This window comes from Psychrobacter sp. NPDC078409, assembly GCF_050268505.1.
GTDB lineage: Bacteria > Pseudomonadota > Gammaproteobacteria > Pseudomonadales > Moraxellaceae > Psychrobacter.
This window is the reverse complement of sequence record NZ_JBNNGW010000001.1, coordinates 770,354-792,958: the sequence shown is the minus strand read 5'-3', so window position 1 is coordinate 792,958 and position 22,605 is coordinate 770,354. Positions and strand designations below refer to the sequence as shown.

Below are 22,605 nucleotides of genomic sequence, written 5' to 3'. Positions count from 1 at the left end.
TCAGTATGGACGCGAGCAACAGTGCTATGATTGACTTGATTAGAAAGGATATAAAGTGAACCCAGATAGATAAGTGGGCATTTCAAACGCAGTCAATGCTGCTACTTTTTATCTTGAAGTGACCATGTATGAACAGATAAGTCATGCCAACTTATCACATCAATAATGAAAATACTTGAGCTTTGCAGGGCCACAAGGTAAGGTAGCTTTGCAAACAACTAATCCCAGAGTTTTATTAATCCCAAAATCCTATCTATTAAGGAGAGTCGTATAATGATGCGTATTATTTTACTAGGACCACCAGGCGCCGGTAAAGGTACCCAAGCCCAGTTTATTTCTAAAGAATATGATATTCCACAGATCTCAACTGGCGACATGCTACGTGCAGCAATTAAAGAAGGTAGCGAGCTTGGCAAAAAAGCCAAAGATATCATGAATGCTGGTGGTTTGGTTTCTGATGACCTCATTATCAACCTAGTGAAAGAGCGTATCGCTAAGCCTGATTGTGTGAATGGTTGTATCCTAGATGGTTTCCCGCGCACTATTCCTCAAGCGCAAGCACTTGCAGACGCTGATGTTGCTATCGACCATGTTATCGAAATCAGTGTACCTGATGATGAAATCGTGAGCCGTTTGTCTGGCCGTCGTCAGCATCCAGGTTCAGGTCGTGTTTATCATGTCGATCACAATCCACCAAAGGTTGAAGGCATCGATGACGTCACTGGTGAAGCGCTTATCCAGCGTGAAGATGATCAAGAAGCGACTATTCGTGACCGTCTATCTACTTATCATGAGCAAACGTCAGCATTGGTTGGTTTTTACCAAGACAAAGCTAAAGAAGGCGATGATGCGCCTAACTATGACAAGTTTGATGGTACGCAAGGTATTGATGACGTTAAGCAGCAAATCCTATCTGCACTAAAAGGCTAATTATCGATGTTAGCTAATTGATTTAGCCAGTCGATGTAGTCGTTGAAGACCCTGTTTAATAACAGGGTTTTTTTATAGCTGATGATTTTATGCCTCATAAAACATACCCACAAAAAAACCGCTTACTCATTATAAGTAAACGGCCTTTTATCAAATATACGACTGGTAGAGCTCATATATTTTAATTAATGCTTATGCGTTACCTTGAGCATCAACTTGTGCTTGCTGTTGGCTCTGTGCATATGCTTGATCAAAGTTCACAGGTGCTAGTAGCAATTGTGGGAAGCTACCACGCGTCACGATGTCGCTGATGACTTCACGAGCATATGGGAACAACACGTTAGGGCAGTATGCGCCTAGGATTTGACCGATTTGATCTTCTGGAATGTCTTTTAGTAAGAAGATACCTGCTTGATGCACTTCAGCGATAAATGCTGCTTCCTCCGCATTTTTGGCAGTAACGCTCACAGTTAGGATGATTTGATAATGATCGTCATCTAGTTTTTCAGCGTTGCTAGACAAATTGATGTCAAGCTCTGGGTTCCACTCTTTGGTGAATACGCTAGCGCCTGGGACTTCAAGAGACATGTCTTTTACGTAGATGCGTTCTAGTGCCAATTGTGGTTGTGCTTGTTCTTCAGCCATGGTAAATCCTCTAAAATTAAATCAAATGATTGGGCAAATCGTCATTTTAATAAAAGTTCATTGTAATATAAATCGAGACTATTTTTTGGTATTGTCTCGATATTTTTTATCATTACTTCTTACTGCTCTATTAAAACCTGCCACTGTCTATCTTTACATAAATAAAGACAGACAGTAAAGAAAGGTAGCAGATTAACCGACTAATAGCTCGTCAAGTTTGCCTTGCTGGTTCATTTGGTTGAGCTCATCAAAACCACCAACAAAGGTTTCACCAACGAAGATTTGCGGCACAGTGCGGTAGTTATTGGTTTTTTTCATCAACGCTTGGCGCTCTTCGCTGCTCATATCGTGCATGCCGATTTCTTCATAATCAACGCCTTTGGTTTTTAGTAGTTGTTTGGCGTTTGAGCAGTATGGGCAGATAGGGGTAGTGTAAACTTTCACAGATACAGTCATGATAAATCCTTATTTATAAATTTATGGGATAACAAACGTATTATAGAGAGCATGATAAGTTATCATAGCCTCAGAGTTGGTATAGTCTGTTATCAATGAGTAAAGCAAAAATGCATTCGGTGATGCTCATTACTAAAGTGGGGATGGGCATGACAAATTCAAGCCGTTTTGGCTCAAAACGTATTTTAGTACTATAAAACATGGTAAATAGAACATGAAAAATAAACCACAAAAAAAGACACCTGATAAAAAGGTGTCTTCTTCATAGCATTGGTAGCGCTGATAACGTCAGTCAGGTCACACAAACATCAGCTAAGCGACGTGTATAAACGCTTCACTTAAGCACTTATACAGGTCTATTACTTACTTAGACTTGGTTTTGTTTTACCTTTAGCCTTTGCTTTGGCGTCTTTTACACCAACCAATGGCATGCCAGCGCCTTGCCAGCCGCCAATACCGCCATCTAAGCGATAGACACTATCTTTACCAATCATCTGAATCGCAGCGCCTGCTTGGACGCCCATGTCGCAGATGATAATCACTGGCTGCTCAATCGCGCGAATCTCTTCTAAGCGGTCTTTGAGGTCAGTGAACGGTATGTTGCGGCTGCCTTGAATATAGCCTGATTCAAACTTCTTCTTAGCGCGAATATCGATAAGTTGCGCGTTTTGAGAGTTGACCATCATGCCAAGCGTGTTAGGCGATATTTTTCTACCGCTACGTTTGTTTTCAATCGTAAAAAACAGTATAGCAAGTACGGCTAATATACCAAATAAAAACGGGTGGTTGCCCACAAATTCCAGCGCACGATCCAAACCATACCTCCAAAAAAATAAGTGTTCTATTAAGCTGAGAAGACAGCCCAATGATATTGAACAAGGCGCTATTATACCGATAAGGCCATCTATAGTAAACGGGCGATGACATGGGCAATAATTAGGCCGTTATTGCACCTATCTATGGATCTTCTCAGCCTAATAAAAATATCTACTCACAAGACCGCTTTTAACTAAGGCGGACACTAACAAGCCAAATATTAATAAGGCTTCGTATCTGCCTCTTCTCGTAGCGTAACGAGGTTTTCAACGCGGCGCTGCAATACCTCACCATCAGCTACTGCTTGCCATAGTGCGCAGCCTTTGCTGTTGTGAGTATGGCGACAGTCACGGAATTGGCAATCACCGGCCAATGGTGCTAGCTCAACGAAGCCTGAAATAATATCATCAGGGGTAAGATGCCAAATACCATACTCACGAATCCCTGGTGTATCGACGATACCGCCTTGGGTAAGGTCTTCTGGGTTAAATGGCAGCAGTCGACTGGTCGTCGTGGTGTGCTGACCGAGCTTAGAGTTTTGTGAGATGATATTGACGCTCTGTCCAGAGTCAGGCAGAAGGGCATTGATTAAACTGCTTTTGCCGACGCCAGATTGACCCGCGAAGATGACCAGCTTTTTATCTATATAGCGTTTTAGTTCATCAAGGCCTTCTTGCTCATCGCTCTCAGCGATATTTTCAGGGCAATCGACCGAAGTCAGAACGCTTTCATAACCAAGCGCGGCATACTGCGCCAATAATTCATTGGTGTCCACGCCGTTCTCTTCTGCCAATAAATCGGCTTTGTTGAGTACCAATAGTGGTTTGACACCTGCATGATGGCATACCACAAGATAGCGATCGATCAGCGTTGGCGCAGCGGCAGGCAATGGCGCAAAAACAATCGCTAAAATATCGACATTGGCGGCAACAGGTTTGAGCTTATGATAGCGGTCAGGACGAGAAACCAGCGATGTACGCGGTTTGACCGCTTCGATACGTCCAAAGCCAGTATTAGAGTCAGCATTCCAGCGTACTTGATCACCAGCAGCTAGCATCGGTAGATTGGTACGCACATGACAGCGCCAGATATCATTCAATTCAAGCGTTTGCCAAAACGGCTCAGGATCATCAGGTGCAATCTCTGGCTGCTCAGGTATGACAGCTGGCAGGCTAGTGACTTGTACTTCTAGTTGCTTACCGTAATGCGCCATGACCACGCCATCCATCAAACTGTCATCAATACTATCTTGATTAGACAGTTGCTGCTTGTCGATGCGACGAATCTGTTGTTTAGTCAGTTTGCGTTGCCGGATTAATGCCATGGGTTTTTGACCTATTATAAAAATATTGCTAAGTGTAGCGTGAAAATTTGCTAACATACAGCCTAAAGCGTCTGCGGCAGACAGTGGTTTTGTAATATTTTGGCTGCTTGCTAGATTTTTTGAATCAATCAGTGCATTACAATGCTGCTTGAATATGAGTATTCAACCGCAATACGTTTTTTAAATTATGTTTAAAACTGTCCCAAAATTTAATGACCATAGGATATTGTATGACTACCGGTGACCATCCCAACAAGATTAAAATCAAAAATCAAGGCAAAAAAGGGCTGGTGTGGATTGATTTAGAAATGACCGGACTTGATACCTTAAATGATGAGATTATCGAGATTGCTACTGTCGTTACTGACGAAGATTTGAATGTGCTTGCTGAAGGGCCTGTATTTGCTATCAAAGTATCGGATCAAGTCTTAAATAAGATGGATGACTGGAATACCAAGCAACACGGTCAGTCAGGATTGGTCGATCGTGTGCGTCGTAGTACGGTGACATTAGCAGAAGCCGAAGCTGAAACCATCAAGTTCCTAAACAAATGGGTCGATAGTGGTAAGTCGCCAATGTGCGGTAACTCTATTTGCCAAGATCGTCGATTTATGGCGCGCCAAATGCCAGAGCTTGAGCGGTTCTTCCATTATCGTAATCTTGACGTGTCGTCTATCAAAGAGCTTTGTTTCCGCTGGCGTCCTGATATCTTAAAGAACTTCGAAAAAGGGGGCAGTCATTTAGCTCTAGATGATATTCGTGACTCTATCCGTGAGCTAAAGCACTACCGTCAGCATTTCTTTAAGCTAATACCTTAAATAGCTAGCAAGCGATAAGCTATTTAAAAGTGTAGTAAAAGAATTGTAGTAAAAAATAAAAAGGGTCTGTTGATATTTCAACAGACCCTTTTGTTTGTTAGATAGGTTCAACGATAGAATCAAACAAGCATTGTAAACTCAAACAATCCAAACTTAGCAGTATTACTGCTTAAATCATTACTACTAAAACCGTCATTTGAATGCTCATCATCTGTCACTGCACCAATCACGGCGCTAACTTTCGGCTGGCGAGTGTCTTTATCTAACAATCGCCAGTCGCCAAGCACGTAGCGCTTTTTATCAGCGGTGACGTGATGGATATCGGGACGATGGGTATGTCCGTGTAACAATGCATCACTAGTAGCAATGGCTTGACGTACGGCTTTATCATTCACATCCATGATATGCGCAGCTTTGTTCGCATTGTTCTGCTGGCTTTTTTTGCGCATGTTGTCTGCGATGGCTAAGCGTTTTTCTAATGACTTATTAAGCAAATACCACTGAGTTAAACGGTTACGCATAATTTTGCGAAAAAACTGATATTTTTTATCATCAGTACAGAGTGCGTCACCGTGTTCTAAGCGGTAGTTCTGCTGACCAACAGGCAAAGTATACGGCTCGCTGATTAGCTCACCGCCGAACAGATTACAAAACGGCTGTCCTAACAGAAAGTCACGATTACCGTGCATGACCAATATCTCACAGCCATTGATACGTAGCTGCTTGAGTTTGGTGATAAGTGGAGTCAACCAGTGCGCTATCTTCTCGTCTTCTGACAACGATAAATACGTATCATCACCTAGCCACACCTCAAACCAATCACCCAATATAAAGAGGTGTTTTAGCGCTGGCAAGGCGAGACAGTCATCTAATAGCGCCAAAAAAGCCTGCACTAAGGCAGGCTCCTGAGGCGATAAATGCAAATCGCTAATCAATACTTGCCGCACTTGATGAGGGCGGGTCGTGATTAAGTGATTAAAACTTTGCATTTATCTTGGTCCTCGTGACTTATCGTATAGCGAGCATGACTTAGTAAATTCTACTAGAAAATGCTCGCTCATTCACAGCTATCACTAAGTAACTATTACTGAATAGCTGCTATTGAATGACTATTACTGAGTAATGATGGTTGCTGAGTTGATAACAACTGGCTCTTTTGGTACATCAGCATGCATGCCGAAACGACCAGTTGGTACGCTGCGCATTTTTTCGATAACGTCCATACCGCTTGTTACTTTACCAAATACGGTGTAACCCCAACCTTGCATATTTTTGCCAGAGTGGTTTAGGAAGTCGTTGTCTTTTACATTGATGAAGAACTGGCTAGTCGCTGAATGCGGATCTTGGGTACGCGCCATTGCGATAGTACCTTTGTCATTTTTTAGGCCGTTGTCCGCTTCGTTTTCGATAGGCGCATTGGTTGGTTTTTCATTCATCTCAGCGTCCATTCCGCCGCCTTGAATCATGAAACCATCAATGATGCGATGGAAAATTGTACCGTCATACTGACCAGATTTTACGTAGTTTAAAAAGTTTTCTACGGTTTTTGGTGCTTTTTCTTCGTTGAGTTCGATAACGATCGCACCCATATTGGTTTCAAGTTCTACTACTGGTGGCATGTCTACCATGGGATATTCCTTTTTGATTGCAACGCCTTAAATGACGCTGTCAAGTGGTGGTTAAAAGTTGGTGGTTAAAAAGTTACGGGTAGTCTAACGGCTTTTTTATCCCGTGTCATGTATCAGGCTGTTAATGCGTTTGCGAAACCTGATAGAATAACGCAACTTTACCCATTTTTGACAAATTTTGATAATGCGGTCGCACTATCTAGGTTTTTATATTCTCGCTTTATTTTAACACTTTAGTTTAAACGTTTCGTGATGCGTGATGGCACGCACCATGAACTGACAATTTGCGTTAGGAGCAATGCCCGATGAGTGATCACTCAAGCAACAATGCACAAAAAGACGAAGCAAAAAACGATTTTATTCGTAATATCATTCGTGACGATGTCAATGCGCAAAAATACCAGCAAATTGTAACGCGCTTTCCGCCTGAGCCAAATGGATACCTGCATTTAGGCCACGTAAAATCTATCTGCTTAAACTTTGGTGTGGCCGAAGAGTTCGGCGGTGTGTGCAACCTACGTTTTGATGACACCAACCCAACTGCTGAAAAGCAAGATTACATCGACAATATTAAGAACGATGTGCAGTGGTTAGGTTTTGAGTGGGCAGGCGAGGCGCATCATGCCTCAGGTTATTTCGATCAGTTGCATGCATGGGCAATTCAGTTGATTGAGCAAGGCGACGCTTATATTGATTTGCAAACCCCTGAACAAATCAAAGAAAACCGTGGTTCATTCAATGAAGCGGGAACGCCTTCACCATATCGTGATGCCAGTGTTGAAGAAAACCTAGCGCTGTTCAACGATATGAAAGACGGTAAATACGCTGAAGGAAAGGCTATTTTGCGTGCCAAGATTGATATGGCTAGCCCAAATATGAACCTGCGTGATCCTGTTATCTATCGCGTGATGCATCAAGCGCATCATCAGACTGGTGATAAATGGTGCATTTATCCAATGTATGACTTTGCTCATCCACTCTCGGATGCGTTAGAAGGGATTACCCATTCATTATGTACGCTTGAGTTTGAAGATCATCGTCCATTTTATGATTGGGTCATCGAAAAAATCGGCTTTGACGTGCCGCCGCATCAGTACGAGTTTAGCCGCTTAAACGTTGATCATACATTGACCAGTAAGCGTAAGCTAAAGCAACTGGTAGATGAAGGTATCGTCAGTGGTTGGGATGATCCCCGTATGCCGACCGTCGCTGGCATGCGTCGCCGTGGTTATACGCCAGAGGGCTTGCGTGATTTTTGTGAGCGTGTGGGTGTGACCAAAGCTGATAGCGTGGTTGATTTCCGTTTGCTAGAGTTTAGCGTCCGTCAGTCATTAGAGACGACTACTGGTCGCGGTATGGCGGTACTAAAGCCATTGAAAGTGACGATCACTAACTTTAGCGAAGCGGTCAGCAGCTGGGAGACGCAAAAAGCCGATAGCGTTAATGCACGTTTTGACGATGCGACTCAGACGCTTTGGTTGACTCAGCCGAACCATCCTAACGTCGATATGGGTGAGCGTGAGATTCCGTTTACCGAGACGCTATACATCGATCAAGGTGATTATGAGATTGAACCGCCAGCAGGCTACAAGCGTCTCTCTCCAGAAAAGCCAGAAATTCGTTTGCGTAACACCTACGTACTAGCCGTCACTGAACATATCACTGATGAAAATGGCAATGTCGTTGAGCTAAAAGCGACGATCGACCCTGCTACTTTGGGTAATAACCCTGAAGGGCGTAAGGTTAAAGGCGTGATTCATTGGGTATCAGCCAGTCAAGGTGTGCCAGCGACTGTACGCATGTATGAGCAGCTATTCAGTGCTGAAGATCCAAGTGGCGTCGCTGATGTTCATCAAGCGCTAAACCCGAACTCACTCACTGAGCTAAATGCAGTGGTTGAGCCGTCTTTGGTCAATGCAGACGCTGGCACGCGTTTCCAGTTTGAGCGTGAAGGTTACTTCATCTCTGATAGCGAAGATCACAGCACGGATAAGCCAGTATTTAACCAAATCGTTAGCTTGCGTGATAGTTATAAGCCAGCTTAATTTATGTTGGCTTAGTATTTAAAAGTATCTTTATCCAAATAGATATTTTGAAATAATACTGAACAATAGTAGTTTGCAAGTTAGCCCATTTCTAGTACGCTAGGGATGGGCTTTTTTGTGTGTAGTTATAAAGTTAAGCATAGTAAGATTTGAGGAAATAAGAATGGCAAAGTTTCTAAACAGCAGTGGTACAACGTATCATTTAGAAGAGTTGATTAAAAACGCTTCTGACAGGTTGATTATTATTAGCCCATATTTGAAGCTTAATGAACGTATCAAAGAATTATTGGAAGACCGCAACCGCCTCAAGATCGACATTCGCATTGTTTATGGCAAGAATGATTTGCACCCTGAAGAAATAAACTGGCTCAAAAACCTGACCTTTATTCGTACTAGCTTTTGCAAAAACTTACATGCGAAATGTTATCTGAATGAAAATGAATGCATTATTACCAGTTTAAATCTTTATGAGTTTAGCCAAGTCAATAATAATGAGATGGGCGTACTGATTTATCGTAATGACGATGCTAAGCTTTATGCTGATACTTATGAGGAAGCGCAGCGCATTATTCGTATCAGTGATGAAGTGAGAATGTCTCTTGAAAAGGTGACCGAAACTGAAAGTAAGTCTGAGCCTAGTCCCAAAACAACAAACTCTACTACCAACGTAACCGGTAACTCTACGACAGAAACCACACCTAATTACTCTAAACTGACCACCGCCAAGCTTGCTAAAGAGTTGGGCTTTAAAACGCAAGAGTTGAATGAAAAGCTGCTTGCAGCGGGTTATCTAGAAGCGCAAGATGGTGAGCTAGTATTGACTGATGCTGGACGCGCAGCTGGTGGTACCAGTAAAAAGGGTAAGTTTGGCGAATTTTGCTTATGGGATGCAGGTATGGTGGTTTAATTATTTATCAAAGCTGCTTGTCCATAAAATTTATTAAAAAATTTGTCCATCAGCTTAGAGGTAAATGGAATAACCGCATTACAATCCGTCACAAGACATTCATAACCAGTTTGTTAAGATAAAGTCAGTTTTTGCTGATGTGCTTTATGTTATATTTGATAGCTGAGCACGTCGATGATAATAATAGAACGCGAGGCCGACGTGTCGATATAAGCGTTCATTCACATAGCTAAGGAATCAAGCATGGCACATTTACGTTTAGGTGATACCGCACCAAATTTTGACGCTACAACCACAGAAGGTGACATCAATTTTCACGAGTGGGCAGGTGATCATTGGGTCGTTTTCTTCTCGCATCCAGCAGACTTTACGCCAGTATGTACCACTGAGCTTGGTCGCGCCGCTGCACTGAATGGCGAGTTCCAAAAGCGCAATGTAAAGCCGATTTGTATTTCTGTTGATAGCCTAGAAGATCACAAAGCGTGGGCGAGCGATATCGGTGAGACTCAAGGCACAGATATGAACTTCCCAATCATCGCTGATCCTAATAAAGAAGTCGCTGAGCTATATGACATGATGCATCCTAATGCCGACAGCACTCATACAGTACGTAGCGTCTTTATCATTGATCCAAGCAAAAAAGTTCGTCTAACGCTAACATATCCTGCCAGCTGTGGCCGTAACTTTGATGAAATTATCCGCGTAATTGACGCACTACAGTTGTCGGATGAGTATAACATTGCAACACCTGTAGACTGGAAAGATGGCGACGATGTGATCATTCCACCAAGTGTGAAAAACGAAGATATCGCTGCAAAATATCCAAAAGGACACAAAGAGATTAAGCCGTATCTACGCACCACACCTGCACCAAACAAATAATTATACTGATGTGTAAATGTAATTAAATAAAGCCCCATGACTCAAGGTTATGGGGCTTTTATTATTTCTACTTTATGATTAATAACACTTTGCCATGATGGCCAGATTAGGCTATAACTGTGGTATAGCGTATCAATCGTTTGTGCTTATTAGTACAACAACCATAATAAAGCGTATCAGCGTCAAATCGCTGTCCAATCATTCTTACAAGGAGTTTGCTATGAAAAAACTATATATTACCCGTACAGCGCCCAATCCACGTAAAGCGCTTATCTTATTGGCTTCAAAAGGTATCGATGTCGATGACATGGATGATGTGGATGTGATCGATATTGATTTTGCGGCAAATGAGCAAATGTCAGAAGCATTTACGCAAATGAATCCGATGCAGACCGTACCTGTTTTGACCTTAGATGATGGTACAGTACTGAATGATTCTCAGGCAGTTTGTGAATATCTGGATCGTGTTTATGGTGAGCGTTCGGTCATGGGTAATGATGTGGTACAGCGTGCGCAAGTTTGCTCTATGCGCCGTGTTGCAGAGTTTGAAGTGATGTATAACTTGATGCTCGCGTTTCAACACAGTCATCCATCTAAAGCACAACGTGTTGAGCAAGTGCCCGAGTTCGTCGCACCATCAATTGCTCGTGCGGTCAAAGCCATGGCGTATTTTGAGACGATATTAGAAGGTCGTGAATACCTAGTAGGTGAGCAATTAAGTTTTGCGGATATCGTGCTATATCTAAGCTTGGATTTTGGTAAAGTATTAAAAATTAATCCTAATGAGCAAGGCGAAAACCTAGCTCGTTTTTATCAAAAGATGAATGAACGCTTCAGTATTAAAAATATGGCTAAAGCCAAACCTGCCAGTTTGAATGACTAAAAGGTTCTAGAAAAATAGTTTAAATCATAAAATTTATCTATTAACCTATCCGATAAATTGATCGCTATAAAGCAAAACAGCTAACCTCAATCGTTAGCTGTTTTTTTATGAAACATAATAAAAATCAACATTTCGTTACATAGGTTAATAGTGCCAAGGTTATAGTGGTTAATCTAGCTTAGTTATATCAATTATGTTTTTAAAACGTTTATTTAAGAAGAATACCTTTAAATTATGACTTCTTTTGAATAGGTTTCCAAAACATAAATGGTACGTGAGATAAGTTGTACAAGCTTACTAAGAGGTATGTAATATGGTAGGTAGCCGAAATAAGCCAACGTTAAAATTACTGCTATTACCCAGTATGATGGCAGTTAATCTGATGCTAAGTGCGTGTCAAAAAGAAGCGGCGTCTAGCGAAAATGATATATCGCAGGGTGCTGAAGCTGGCGAGATGACAGACTTAGCCGTAAGTGAAGGTCTGGTATCTAGTATGAGCCCTACATCAGACGAATCTGAACCTGTTGAATTAACCGCTCAAGGAAAGCTGACGACCACCTTATCTCATCATCGTTGGACGTTAGCAAATGCAGTCGACGCCAATGAACAACCTATAGCTGAATTCGCGAATATCAACAGTCAGGTAACGCTTGCCTTCAATCAATATCAGGGGCAAGACACGCTAAGCTATAGCGTAGGCTGTAATACGATTAGTGCTGGCTATCAGTTAAAGGGCCATACCTTAACTACTGAAGAGGGTATGAGTACAAAGATGTCTTGTGGCGATTTAGACGTGGCTGAAAATGCTTTGAACACTTTGATGCAGGGCAGTAGTGAGTTCAAAATTGATCAAGGCGATAACCCAGTATTGACCCAGTTTACTGACGATGATGTGACTTTAGTATGGAATGGCAGGCTTACTGCACAAGCGAAATATAACAGTAAGGGTGAAACAGTATTTTGGGCAGTAAACTCCGAAACAGTACCTTGCGAAGCAGGTAACTCTGAGCAGTGTCTACAAGTTAAGCCTATTACTTATAATGATCAAGGCATCAAAACTCACGAAGGACAGTGGCGAGTATTCGTTGGTGAGATCGACGGCTATCAGCATGACAGCAAACACGAAGAAGTATTACGCTTACAACGCTATCCGCTAAACATCGATGAGTTATCAGAGACTAATGAGTTAACCAAAGATGATACTGCTGATGAAAAGTATGCTTATATATTAGATGCTGTGATTGAAAGTACAGTTGTAGAGTAGTTTACTGTATTTTGAGCTTTGAAATGCTCATAGCCATAAAAAACACGCGCCTAATAGCGCGTGCTTCTTTATGGGATATTTACTTTGCTGTTTATCTGTTTTGATGATTGTTTGCTCTAACGCCTCGCTATTTTGACGCTGATCTTTAACGCAAGTTACCCCAATCTTCTTCAGTTAAACGCCAGCGACCTTTCTTTTTAGAAGCACCGCGACCACGCATGGCGCTGTTCAATATCAGTTTGTTCATTGAATGGCTTGAGTGAGCATGACAGATGGCGCAGGCAAGACCATCGGCAGCATCTTGTTGCGGTACGACTTCTAACGCTAATATCCGGCACACCATCTCCTGTACTTGCTCTTTGGCCGCCGCTCCATAGCCACAGACTGCTTGTTTGATTTGCCGAGCCGTATATTCTGATACTTCTAAATCTAGTGCAACCATCGCTGCAATCGCCGCACCTCGTGCTTGCCCAAGCTTAAGTGCGGAGTCAGGGTTTTCTGCCATAAATACTTGCTCAATCGCCGTATAGATAGGCTCGTCTGCGTATTTTAAATGATGCTGTGTGATACGGGTTAGTCCATTAAAGATACGCTTGAGGCGTTCAGGCATCTCTTTGGTATCTGTGCGAATCGTCCCTGCATCGATATAGGTCAGCTTGTCACCTGTCTGCTGTACTATCCCGTAACCGGTCATGCGTGACCCTGGGTCAATGCCTATAATAATTGCCATAATATTCCGTCTTGCTTACCTGTCATTTTATATTCAGTCCTATATAAATTAGATACGGAGTCAGACTCGCTTAGCCTACGATTCGTAGTACTGTCGCTCACTTTCCTTGTAGCCAAATTATATAGTACCGACTATATGGCTTAAAAATTAGCCTTAAGTTTGATAGTATAGCAACCAATCCCCATATACATCATATGTTAGCCATTTTAATTTTCATGGCGCTCAATTTATTGGTTTTTATTTTATAGGACGACACTTTATGGGTCAGATAGTTGGTATAGCCATCGTTTGGTTTATTATCGAGATGCTACTGTGGTATTTGCTTGCTCAGTTTATGAGCGGCTGGTGGGTGTTTATGTGGTTTATTATCGCTGCGGTTATCGGTATCTCTTTGATGCGCAAAGGTATGGCTGCTCTTAATCCAATGGCACAGCAAATGAAAGCTGGTGGCATGATGAACCCTGCGATGCGTCCGCCAGAGACTACGATGATTAAGAGTATCGCGATGGCAGCTGCAGGTATTTTATTGCTTATTCCTGGGGTGCTTAGTGATTTGATGGCGCTGTTGGTAGTATTGCCACCTGTGCAGAAAAAGCTAAAAGACTTGGCCAATAATTACGTCATGAATAATCAGCAAAAGATGATGGAAATGATGGCGAAGCAGATGGGTGGTCAAATGGGCGGCGGTCAAAATCCATTTGGTGGTGCTGGTGGCATGGGTGGTCAAAACCCGTTCGGTGGCGCAGGTGGCATGGGTGGTCAAAATCCATTTGGTCAACAGCAGCAAAACCCATTTGGTGATGTGTTTAAACAGCATACGACGGTTGATGGTACTGCCAAAAACATCCCTAAAGATGTAAAAAAGATTACTAAATCTGCTAATGACGAATAACCATTCAGTTAAATCATAAGCATAAAAAAAGCCCCTCCCGTCGATGACGAAAGGGGCTTTTTAGTGGTAGTAAATAAATTATAAGAAATATATTTACTAACCGAATGAAACAACCGAAGTGCCGCTGTAAGATGGTGACCCATGAACCGTGAAGTTCAGGGCGGATGCGTCATCATCTCTGCAGGTTTCCTGATACACCGCAAGCGGTGCAGGCATACACAATGAGACAATAGGTACCACATCCTGGTAAAGCATTATCGGCTCAGGGAATAAACATCTACTAGCCAACACTTCAGAATAGTTTTATCTTAACCAATGAAAAGAGTGATTGCAAGTCTGAATTACAGATTGATACGTAGCTTGGTTAGTTGGCCGCATTTATATTGCATTGTATAGAAAAATCATCGCAAGATAACCCTATAAAATTATTCATAAACTCACGAAAAATGCTCAGTTTTTCAGCTATTTCAAGATGTGTGTTAATATAGAGGGCTTTATATTCCCTTACACAGCATTATAGGCGTTCATTCACTCGAGGAGCGGTAATATATGACCAGTACCCAACAAGCATCAGACTCTATTGATAATAATAAAACACAGCTTAGCAATAACCAAGACGGTGCACAGAATAAAAAAATACCGCATGTCTTGATGATATTGGACGGCTTTGGTCATCGTGAAGAAGATAAAGATAACGCCATCGCTGCCGCTAATATGCCAAATTTAGACAAGATTTATCAGCAATATCCTCATGGGCTGATTTCAGCTTCAGGGGAAGATGTTGGTTTGCCAGATGGTCAGTTTGGTAACTCAGAAGTTGGTCACATGAATTTAGGGGCGGGACGTGTTCTTTATCAGGACTCAACTCGTATCTCAAGTGAGCTGGCCAATCGTGAGTTTTATAAAAACGAAGCATTGGTCAATGCCGTAAAAGCGGCCAACGAACGTGGCGGTAATGTCCATATTATGGGCTTGCTTTCTGATGGCGGCGTTCACTCTCATCAAGACCATATCGAAGGTATGTGTCACTCAGCACTGGTGCATGGTGCCAAGAATGTCTTTATTCATTGTTTCTTAGACGGCCGTGATACCCCGCCTAAATCTGCTGATAAGTACATCAATCGTCTGCGCGACTATATTGATAAATTGAATGCTCATTACGAAGGTGGCCGCGTACAGATTGCAAGTATCATCGGTCGCTACTATGCAATGGATCGTGACAATCGGTGGGATAGAGTGCAAAAAGCTTATGAGTTGATTACTGAAGGTAAAGCTGATCGTCTATCGACACGGGCAGATGGTGCTGTCCAAGCTGCTTATAAAGCGCGTGAGACCGATGAGTTTGTCAGTCCAACGACCGTAATTGGACGTGATGAAGTGCCATATACTGTCAATGATAACGACGCACTTATTTTTATGAATTTCCGTGCTGACCGTGCTCGTGAGCTTGCCCAAGCGTTTGTCTTGCCAGACCATGAGTTTTCTGGATTTGCGCGTCAAAAACAACCAAAACTAGCGGCATTTGTGATGCTAACTAAGTATTCAGATGTCCTAGCTGACAATCCAAAAACCAGCATTGCTTATTACCCAACGTCTTTAGCCAACACATTGGGAGAGTACCTGCAGGATCAAGGTAAAACACAGCTACGTATCGCGGAAACTGAAAAATATGCGCATGTGACGTTTTTCTTTAGCGGTGGCCGTGAAGAAGAGTATGAAGGCGAGACGCGTATCTTGGTACCATCTCCAGATGTGGCAACTTATGATTTGAAGCCTGAAATGAGCGCACCCGAAGTCACTGATAAGTTAGTAGAAGCGATTGAATCTGGCAAATATGATGTGCTAGTAGTCAATTATGCCAACGGTGACATGGTAGGGCATACAGGTATCTTTGATGCGGCGGTACAAGCCGTAGAAGCCTTGGATGTCTGTGTGGGCCGTATCGAGTCAGCAGTGCGTGCTGCTGGTGGTGACATGCTTATTACAGCCGATCATGGTAACTGTGAGCAAATGCAAGACTACGAAAGTGGTCAAGTACATACACAGCATACGACAGAGCATGTGCCATTGATTTATGTGGGCGAGCAAAAGCTACAAGTACGCCGTGGCGGCAAACTTAGTGATGTGGCACCGACTATTTTATCATTGATGAATGTTGATGCCCCTACCGAAATGACAGGTGAAAGCTTATTGGTTCCAGCAGTCTAGGCCAGTCGAATTAAAACACAGTACTTAAATGACTGTGGTTTATACTGACTTGACAGCTGTACCAGAAGATATCAAAAAGGAAAGGATAACCTATTATCCTTTCCTTTTTTTGTGATACATTTTACTTAATTTACTTGCAATACTATGCTAGTTCGAAATATGCGTTTGGTGCTATCTTATAAGTCGCTATATAACGATAAATTCGTATTCTCTATTATTCAAATGAGTTCTTTTATGCAGCCTATTTCTTTTGCACGTTCTTTTTTATCCAAAGGGTTAAGTAAATCAGTAGGGAAGGCATCAGTCGCGTCCAAGATTTTGCAGCCTGCAATTTTAATAGGTGTGCTTGGTTGTGCGATTAGCGTAAATGCACAAGCAGCAGTGGGAGCTTCTACAAATAATGATAATCCTACAAATGGTCTACAGCTCATCAGTTTGAATGCAGATGAGATAGCGGATGAAAACGACGCTGATAATTTATCGAATATTGCTGATATGTTAGATGTCGCCGATGAGCCAGATGACTCGATAGATAGTGTGCCAGATGAAAGCGCGCTGACGGATGATGCTGATGATATTGATATGGAGATTCCAGCAGAAGTTGCACAAGTATCGCTAAATGCTATCTCTCCTGAGACGCTAAAGACATTTGTGGCTGTGGTGGATTTAGTACGTCGTCAGTACGTCGATGCGGTCAATGATGAAGAGTTATTTAGCAATGCAATGAGCGGTATGCTGACCAAGCTTGACAGCCATGCTGAGTTTTTGGACGCAGAAGCATATGAGAACCTGCGTGCTTTTACTGAGGGTGACGTTGGTGATATTGGTATTAAGGTTAATTACCAACCAGAGGCAGGTTATTGGGTCGTGACAGAGGTTATTGACGACTCACCTGCAGACAAAAAAGGCATCGCAGTTGGTGATTATTTGCATCAGGTTGATGAGTTTAAGCTAGACGAAGGGCGACAGGTCAATGATGTTGAGCAGCTCTTAACGGGTATTGCTGGTACGCAGGTAGATATCATTACTTCTAAAGCTGGTCGCCGTAAGCATACAACGACGTTGCAGCGTAATAACAGTCATCCGCAGATTATCGAGACCAAACTGGTTGATGGTATTGCTATTGTTAAATTACCGGCGTTTCAAAACAACAGCCGTGAAAAATTACTAGAAGGTTTAATTAACCTAAACGCTCCGATATCAGGCATTTTACTAGATATGCGTGATAATCCAGGTGGCGTACTGACATCAGCAGTGAGCGTGGCCAGTTTATTTATGGATGATACTGATGTAGTGCAGGTGCAAGCACGTCAAAATAAATCACGGGTACTATCGACCCAAGGTGATGCGATACTTAAGCCTTTGCCTTTAGTGGTATTACAAAACCGCTATTCAGCATCAGCAGCAGAGGTGCTTGCCAGTAGTTTACAAGCACAAAAACGCGCTACTATTATCGGCGAAGTTAGCTATGGTAAGGGCTCAGTACAATCAGTCATACCGTTAAACGATGAGCAAGCCGTCAAATTGACTGTGGCCAATTATATGACGGCAGTAGGCAAACAAATAGACGAGATCGGCGTAGAACCTGATGTGACTTTATCAGGCAGCGAGAACACGTGGGAACAGCAAGCATTAGAATTAGTAAAGGCGCGCGCGCTTGATTCGGGTATTCGCTTTGTTAGAAAAAATGCTACGAAAGAATAGATTTTCGTAGCAATTAACAGCACATACCATTCAACGCTTAAAAATATTTGAAGATGTCGCTTAACAGAAGCTAATCAGACGCATCTTCAGAAATTTCGAGCTTTTTCATACGGTAGCGTAAAGAGCGAAAGGTGGTTCCTAATAATTCAGCTGCTTGGGTTTTGTTCCAGCCAGTTTGTTTGAGTGCCGTGATAATCAGCTGTTTTTCTTGTTCCTGTAAATAATGCTCTAACCCTTGAGGCGGTAGTTGACCGTCGAACAATTCTGGTAAACCTGATATGTCTTTAGAGGTTTCTTGTTGGGCGGTGGAGTCAAGGAGCGACTCTTTGTCATGAGTACTTGCTACGCTGGTTGACGAACTATCATTACCGGCTGACGAATGCTGTACCATTGAGGGGTAGTGGTTGATGTTAGTACGATAGGGATGTAAATTGGTCGCCCTTTGTTCACCCTGCGTCGCTATATTGCTACTAGGTTGAATGACTTGCTCGCCGTTCTTTGTTGATTGGACTGTAGATTGAACGTCTATTTGATTTTCTACGTTGCGAGCAGGTGGCTCAGAGCTATCGATAGCTGAGCTATGATTTTGCTCTTGTGTATTTACAAGCTCAGGTTCAATGTCAGGAAGACCTAAATGACTAACGTCTATATATGAAGTTTCAGCTAATGTAACTGCACGCTCCAATAAGTTGCGTAGTTCACGGACATTACCCGCAAAATCGTGGCGTTGTAAGCGTTCGCAGGCTTCCATCGTCAATGACGGCGGTGACTCTAATTGCCAGTCATCAGCAATCATAGCCAAAAAGTGGTCTGCTAACACAGGGATATCATCACGGCGTGTGTTAAGCGTTGGAAGCTTTAGCTCAATGACATTGATGCGATAATACAAATCTTGTCGAAATGCACCATCTTGTACCAATTGGCTCAGGTCTTTGTGAGTGGCAGACAAAATGCGGATGTCTACTGGAACTTCTTTTGTATCACCGATTGCTCTTACTGTTTTTTCTTGAATAGCACGTAATAACTTAACCTGCATGGCTAAAGGCAAATCTGCTACTTCATCTAAAAATAACGTGCCGCCATTGGCTTGCTGGAATAACCCTTGTTTATCAGCGACAGCCCCTGTAAAGCTACCTTTTTTATGACCAAAAAACTCCGACTCCATTAACTCTGATGGTATCGCACCGCAGTTCACTGGTACAAAGCTGCCATCACGCCGTGGACTTAAATCATGGATCAATCTGGCGACCACTTCTTTACCTGTACCAGAAGCGCCCGATAAAAATACAGGTGCCTGTGAGCGTGCTAGCTTTAAAATAGTATTTTTGAGGGGATGCATGACAGCAGAATTACCAATCAATCTACTATCTAGCATTTTTTGTTCAGGAGAGCATTCTGGTGCGGCCTGTACTTCGTTATCTTGATGAATAACTTTTAGGGCATTCTCTACCAGTTGGCGCAAACGTGGTAGTTCTAGCGGTTTATTGACAAAATCGAAGGCACCGAGTTTCAGTGCCTCAATAGCCAAATCCATACTGCCATGAGCCGTAATCACTGCTATTGGAATATTAGAGCTATTGCTAATTTCTTTTACCAGCTCAAGTCCCGAGCCATCTGGCAGTTTTAAATCCGTCAGACAGAAATCGTAGTCATTGTCTTGCCAAAATGTTCTTGCTTGCGACAATGTATAAGCCACATCACTTTTGATACCCATTTTAGTTAGGGTAATTTGCATCAATCGACATAAATCTACTTCATCGTCGACGACTAGCGCGGTTGTTGTCATACATCATCTCATCGTATTTTATGGCTATAAAATCAATAGCTGGGTCTAAATGGGTGTAATAGCTTTCAAAGGGTAAGTTTAGGTAAGATTTTCTTCGATAGTTTGAAATTTATTATCAGATTTAATAGAAGGTACAATCAATCGAAAACATGTTTTCTCATGTTCAGGAATGTAGAGTAAACGCGCTTGATTGGCTTCACAAAATGCTTGTGATAAATAGAGCCCCAGTCCTGTACCAGCTTTATCTGTTGTAAAAAATGGATCGAACAAAAGTTCTAAATTTCTAGCACTAACACCATCACCATTATCTAATATATCGATTATAACATCGTTGTCTGCGCAGTAAATGTCGATTTCCACATAAGCATGAGGATGAGCATAGCTGCTATAACGCAGGCCATTGTTGATTAGGTTGATTAATATCTGCTCTAACTGATGAGTATCAAATGATATGATGGGTTTAGTTTTTATTCGTAGAAAAATGTCGTGTCCTTGGAAATAATTCTCCAAAAATGATGGCATCCATTCAGCCAATTCGAGCACCTGCTGGGTAGCTGTCTGCTGACGAGACAGCTTTAAAATATCCTCAATGATACGGTTTACACGTTTTGTCTGTGAAAATATCATTTCATAAAGCTCATGGTTGCCAGTCATGGCAGCATTCGATTCACTTGTTAATGTACTGTCATCTTCCATTTGTTCTGCAACATCTTCCATTAATAGCTGGCTGGCTTGCGATATCGCTGCTAATGGGTTTCTGATTTCATGGGCAATACTGGCAGTTAATTGCCCTAAAGAAGCCAGTTTCAGTTGTTGGGCACTGGCTTGCTCACGGCGTAAGTCTTCTAATATGACAAGTTTGCTATCGTCTTTTAGTGGAATAATCTGTACACGTAATTTGCCAAATATTGAGGCATTTGCCACAGCTGGCACATCGTAGGTAAAAGCGCGTGACTGCCCAGATGCTACTGACAAGCAGGCATGAAACAACTGGGAATGCTGTTCATTGAGTTGCTGCTCAAAATTAGAGAGAAGTGCTTTGTTATGAGTCTCTTTTGTATCGTCAAGGGTATTCTGTGCTGTAGTAGGCGTGACAAGCGAAAGGCTCAGCAATTGATGTGCTGCAAGATTTGCTAAGACAATATGTTGCTTATCGATAACGATAACACCATTCACCATCTGCGTGATAACCTCTTGATTAATCACGTTAAGTCGCTCGACTTCCTTAGCATGGTTTGCCGCGACTTTCTCAAGCTGTACCAATCGCTGAGAGATAGACCAGCTCAAACCGCCCACTGCTAAAAAGCTCGCTGACATTAGTAGCGCATCACCTAGGTTGGCTAGACTCATGCTATTAGCAATAGCGTAAAAAAACTGCTGATAAATAACCAGAATGATGGCAAGTAAAGTAATAACCAGCGCTTGTGAACCATGTAGTAGCATAAAGCTAGCTGCGACGACCACCATGTATAGCATGGTTAGCTGCAAATCAGGGTTGCCTGTCGTGTAGAGCAGTAGACTTAATATAATAACGTCTAAGGCCAGTCCGAATGCCAGCTGGCGGCGCATATGTTTTCTAACAACATAAAATAGCCCAAGCAATATCAAGCTTAACAGTACATAAAAGCTTAGAGTCGTTTGTTGTAAAAAACTCGGTAAAGAAGCGCTATTACCAGTACGAGCAGAGATGTATAGCATGAGCATAGAGAACAGGCTAACGACGAAGCGATAGCTGCTATAGATCAGCCCCAACTTACGCAACTGCGGCAGAGGAAGCGTATCGTCATGATGTACATAACGAGTAATGGCAGAGCTAAGATTGGTAGCAGGGTTCATAAACTGGCCGTAATAAAATAAACGCTAAATGGTTTATGGTTGAATCAGACCATGACGAATGGCCAAATGAGTTAATTTAACATCACTATCAACCCCAACTTTTTCATAAATACGGTAGCGATACGTATTAATGGTTTTGACACTAACAAACAATTGATCGGCTATTTGCTGAGGGCTCTGACAATTAACAACCATCATGGCCACTTGTTTTTCTCTGTCACTTAATAAGTCAAAAGGTGAGTTTGCATTATCAGACAATAAAACATCTGCTAACTGTTCAGCAACATCTTGGCTGAAGTAACGACCTCCCTGATAAATCTTTTTGACCGCACGTATCATTTCATCAAGCGGCGTGCCTTTGGTAATGTAACCATTCACACCTGCTTTGATCAGCATTGAGGGATAGGGCTGTGCAGACATACTACTGACCGCCAAAATCTTGATACCCATGTCGAGTTGTATCAGACGTTTGGTTGCTTCGAGCCCGCCAATATTCGGCATATTGACGTCTAGCAAAATCACATCGGGATGTAGTTGTTTGGCTTGTTTGATAGCCATGTCACCGCTGTCTGCTTCACCTACTACTTCAATATCGGGGCTGTCTGACAACATACGGCTAATACCCATCCGTACCAAATCATGATCATCTACCACTAATACTTTAATCATAACCATACTCTTTATTAATTGTCAGAATGAACGCTTTATTAGGTTCAAATAGTATAAAAAATGAATATATTTCAACCATTATTATTATCTTCGTATATTCAAAATACTGCTGATTAATATAACAAAATACGAGTAATCATAACATTCGAAGTTAAATTATATTGCTGCAGTGTGAATTGATG

The 22,605-nt window shown here is 42.2% G+C and carries 20 protein-coding genes and 1 other RNA gene; 10 read left to right on the top strand and 11 right to left on the bottom strand.

The window, feature by feature from the left end; all coding sequences use genetic code 11:
• Window positions 1-276 precede the first annotated feature (276 nt).
• A complete protein-coding gene (gene adk, locus ACQKC9_RS03000; protein WP_180952604.1) occupies window positions 277-930 on the top strand; it encodes an adenylate kinase in 654 nt (217 codons plus the stop codon).
• A gap of 192 nt (window positions 931-1,122) precedes the next feature.
• On the opposite strand, the gene secB is transcribed toward adk, so the two are convergent.
• From secB to rsgA, 4 genes are all read right to left on the bottom strand, one after another.
• The gene (secB, locus tag ACQKC9_RS02995; protein WP_057760989.1) at window positions 1,123-1,575 is read right to left on the bottom strand and encodes a protein-export chaperone SecB; all 453 of its coding nucleotides are present in this window, start codon (window positions 1,573-1,575) and stop codon (window positions 1,123-1,125) included.
• A gap of 192 nt (window positions 1,576-1,767) precedes the next feature.
• Window positions 1,768-2,031 (bottom strand): glutaredoxin 3, encoded by a 264-nt coding sequence (gene grxC, locus ACQKC9_RS02990; protein ID WP_427620430.1) that lies wholly within the window; start codon window positions 2,029-2,031, stop codon window positions 1,768-1,770.
• Between the two features lie 359 nt (window positions 2,032-2,390).
• Window positions 2,391-2,846, bottom strand: coding sequence for a rhodanese-like domain-containing protein (locus ACQKC9_RS02985; RefSeq protein WP_201567342.1), 456 nt, complete (start codon window positions 2,844-2,846; stop codon window positions 2,391-2,393).
• A 221-nt stretch (window positions 2,847-3,067) separates the two neighbouring features.
• Complete coding sequence (rsgA, locus tag ACQKC9_RS02980) at window positions 3,068-4,171, bottom strand: ribosome small subunit-dependent GTPase A (RefSeq protein ID WP_261869670.1); 1,104 nt, start codon at window positions 4,169-4,171, stop codon at window positions 3,068-3,070.
• A gap of 230 nt (window positions 4,172-4,401) precedes the next feature.
• Here rsgA and orn point away from each other — a divergent pair, with 230 nt between their 5' ends.
• Window positions 4,402-4,989, top strand: a complete 588-nt coding sequence (gene orn / locus ACQKC9_RS02975; RefSeq protein ID WP_057760984.1) for an oligoribonuclease — start codon at window positions 4,402-4,404, stop codon at window positions 4,987-4,989.
• A 119-nt stretch (window positions 4,990-5,108) separates the two neighbouring features.
• On the opposite strand, the gene ACQKC9_RS02970 is transcribed toward orn, so the two are convergent.
• The gene (locus ACQKC9_RS02970; RefSeq protein ID WP_427620429.1) at window positions 5,109-5,978 is read right to left on the bottom strand and encodes a UDP-2,3-diacylglucosamine diphosphatase; all 870 of its coding nucleotides are present in this window, start codon (window positions 5,976-5,978) and stop codon (window positions 5,109-5,111) included.
• Window positions 5,979-6,101: 123 nt separating this feature from the next.
• Window positions 6,102-6,617, bottom strand: a complete 516-nt coding sequence (locus ACQKC9_RS02965; protein WP_057760980.1) for a peptidylprolyl isomerase — start codon at window positions 6,615-6,617, stop codon at window positions 6,102-6,104.
• Window positions 6,618-6,922: 305 nt separating this feature from the next.
• Between ACQKC9_RS02965 and ACQKC9_RS02960 the strand changes: the two genes are divergently transcribed.
• The 5 genes from ACQKC9_RS02960 (at window position 6,923) to ACQKC9_RS02940 (ending at window position 12,598) form a co-directional block, all read left to right on the top strand.
• Complete coding sequence (locus ACQKC9_RS02960) at window positions 6,923-8,662, top strand: glutamine--tRNA ligase/YqeY domain fusion protein (RefSeq protein ID WP_427620428.1); 1,740 nt, start codon at window positions 6,923-6,925, stop codon at window positions 8,660-8,662.
• Window positions 8,663-8,825: 163 nt separating this feature from the next.
• Window positions 8,826-9,569 (top strand): phospholipase D family protein, encoded by a 744-nt coding sequence (locus ACQKC9_RS02955; protein WP_427567356.1) that lies wholly within the window; start codon window positions 8,826-8,828, stop codon window positions 9,567-9,569.
• A 243-nt stretch (window positions 9,570-9,812) separates the two neighbouring features.
• Entirely contained in the window at window positions 9,813-10,451 is a 639-nt protein-coding gene (locus ACQKC9_RS02950; protein WP_057760978.1) for a peroxiredoxin, read from the top strand.
• 220 nt (window positions 10,452-10,671) lie between these two features.
• The gene (locus ACQKC9_RS02945) at window positions 10,672-11,334 is read left to right on the top strand and encodes a glutathione S-transferase family protein (RefSeq protein ID WP_427620427.1); all 663 of its coding nucleotides are present in this window, start codon (window positions 10,672-10,674) and stop codon (window positions 11,332-11,334) included.
• A gap of 313 nt (window positions 11,335-11,647) precedes the next feature.
• Window positions 11,648-12,598, top strand: a complete 951-nt coding sequence (locus ACQKC9_RS02940; RefSeq protein WP_427620426.1) for an META domain-containing protein — start codon at window positions 11,648-11,650, stop codon at window positions 12,596-12,598.
• A 145-nt stretch (window positions 12,599-12,743) separates the two neighbouring features.
• Here the strand turns inward: ACQKC9_RS02940 and ruvC are convergent, their stop codons facing one another.
• Window positions 12,744-13,328: a crossover junction endodeoxyribonuclease RuvC gene (gene ruvC / locus ACQKC9_RS02935; protein ID WP_427620425.1), complete on the bottom strand. Its 585-nt coding sequence runs from the start codon at window positions 13,326-13,328 to the stop codon at window positions 12,744-12,746.
• A gap of 259 nt (window positions 13,329-13,587) precedes the next feature.
• Between ruvC and ACQKC9_RS02930 the strand changes: the two genes are divergently transcribed.
• On the top strand, window positions 13,588-14,220 hold the full coding sequence (locus ACQKC9_RS02930) for an FxsA family protein (protein ID WP_427620424.1): 633 nt from the start codon (window positions 13,588-13,590) through the stop codon (window positions 14,218-14,220).
• A gap of 106 nt (window positions 14,221-14,326) precedes the next feature.
• On the opposite strand, the gene ssrS is transcribed toward ACQKC9_RS02930, so the two are convergent.
• Window positions 14,327-14,522, bottom strand: a non-coding RNA gene (gene ssrS, locus ACQKC9_RS02925) — 6S RNA.
• 247 nt (window positions 14,523-14,769) lie between these two features.
• Here ssrS and gpmI point away from each other — a divergent pair.
• Both gpmI and ACQKC9_RS02915 read left to right on the top strand, forming a co-directional pair.
• The gene (gpmI, locus tag ACQKC9_RS02920; RefSeq protein ID WP_290176469.1) at window positions 14,770-16,428 is read left to right on the top strand and encodes a 2,3-bisphosphoglycerate-independent phosphoglycerate mutase; all 1,659 of its coding nucleotides are present in this window, start codon (window positions 14,770-14,772) and stop codon (window positions 16,426-16,428) included.
• 234 nt (window positions 16,429-16,662) lie between these two features.
• On the top strand, window positions 16,663-18,132 hold the full coding sequence (locus ACQKC9_RS02915) for a S41 family peptidase (protein ID WP_427620423.1): 1,470 nt from the start codon (window positions 16,663-16,665) through the stop codon (window positions 18,130-18,132).
• Window positions 18,133-18,202: 70 nt separating this feature from the next.
• Here the strand turns inward: ACQKC9_RS02915 and ACQKC9_RS02910 are convergent, their stop codons facing one another.
• The 3 genes from ACQKC9_RS02910 to ACQKC9_RS02900 all read right to left on the bottom strand — a co-directional run bounded on the left by ACQKC9_RS02910 (window position 18,203) and on the right by ACQKC9_RS02900 (window position 22,423).
• Complete coding sequence (locus ACQKC9_RS02910; protein ID WP_427620422.1) at window positions 18,203-19,918, bottom strand: sigma 54-interacting transcriptional regulator; 1,716 nt, start codon at window positions 19,916-19,918, stop codon at window positions 18,203-18,205.
• 78 nt (window positions 19,919-19,996) lie between these two features.
• Window positions 19,997-21,754: a sensor histidine kinase gene (locus ACQKC9_RS02905; protein ID WP_427620421.1), complete on the bottom strand. Its 1,758-nt coding sequence runs from the start codon at window positions 21,752-21,754 to the stop codon at window positions 19,997-19,999.
• A 33-nt stretch (window positions 21,755-21,787) separates the two neighbouring features.
• On the bottom strand, window positions 21,788-22,423 hold the full coding sequence (locus ACQKC9_RS02900) for a response regulator (protein ID WP_101206382.1): 636 nt from the start codon (window positions 22,421-22,423) through the stop codon (window positions 21,788-21,790).
• Between the last annotated feature and the right edge of the window lie 182 nt (window positions 22,424-22,605).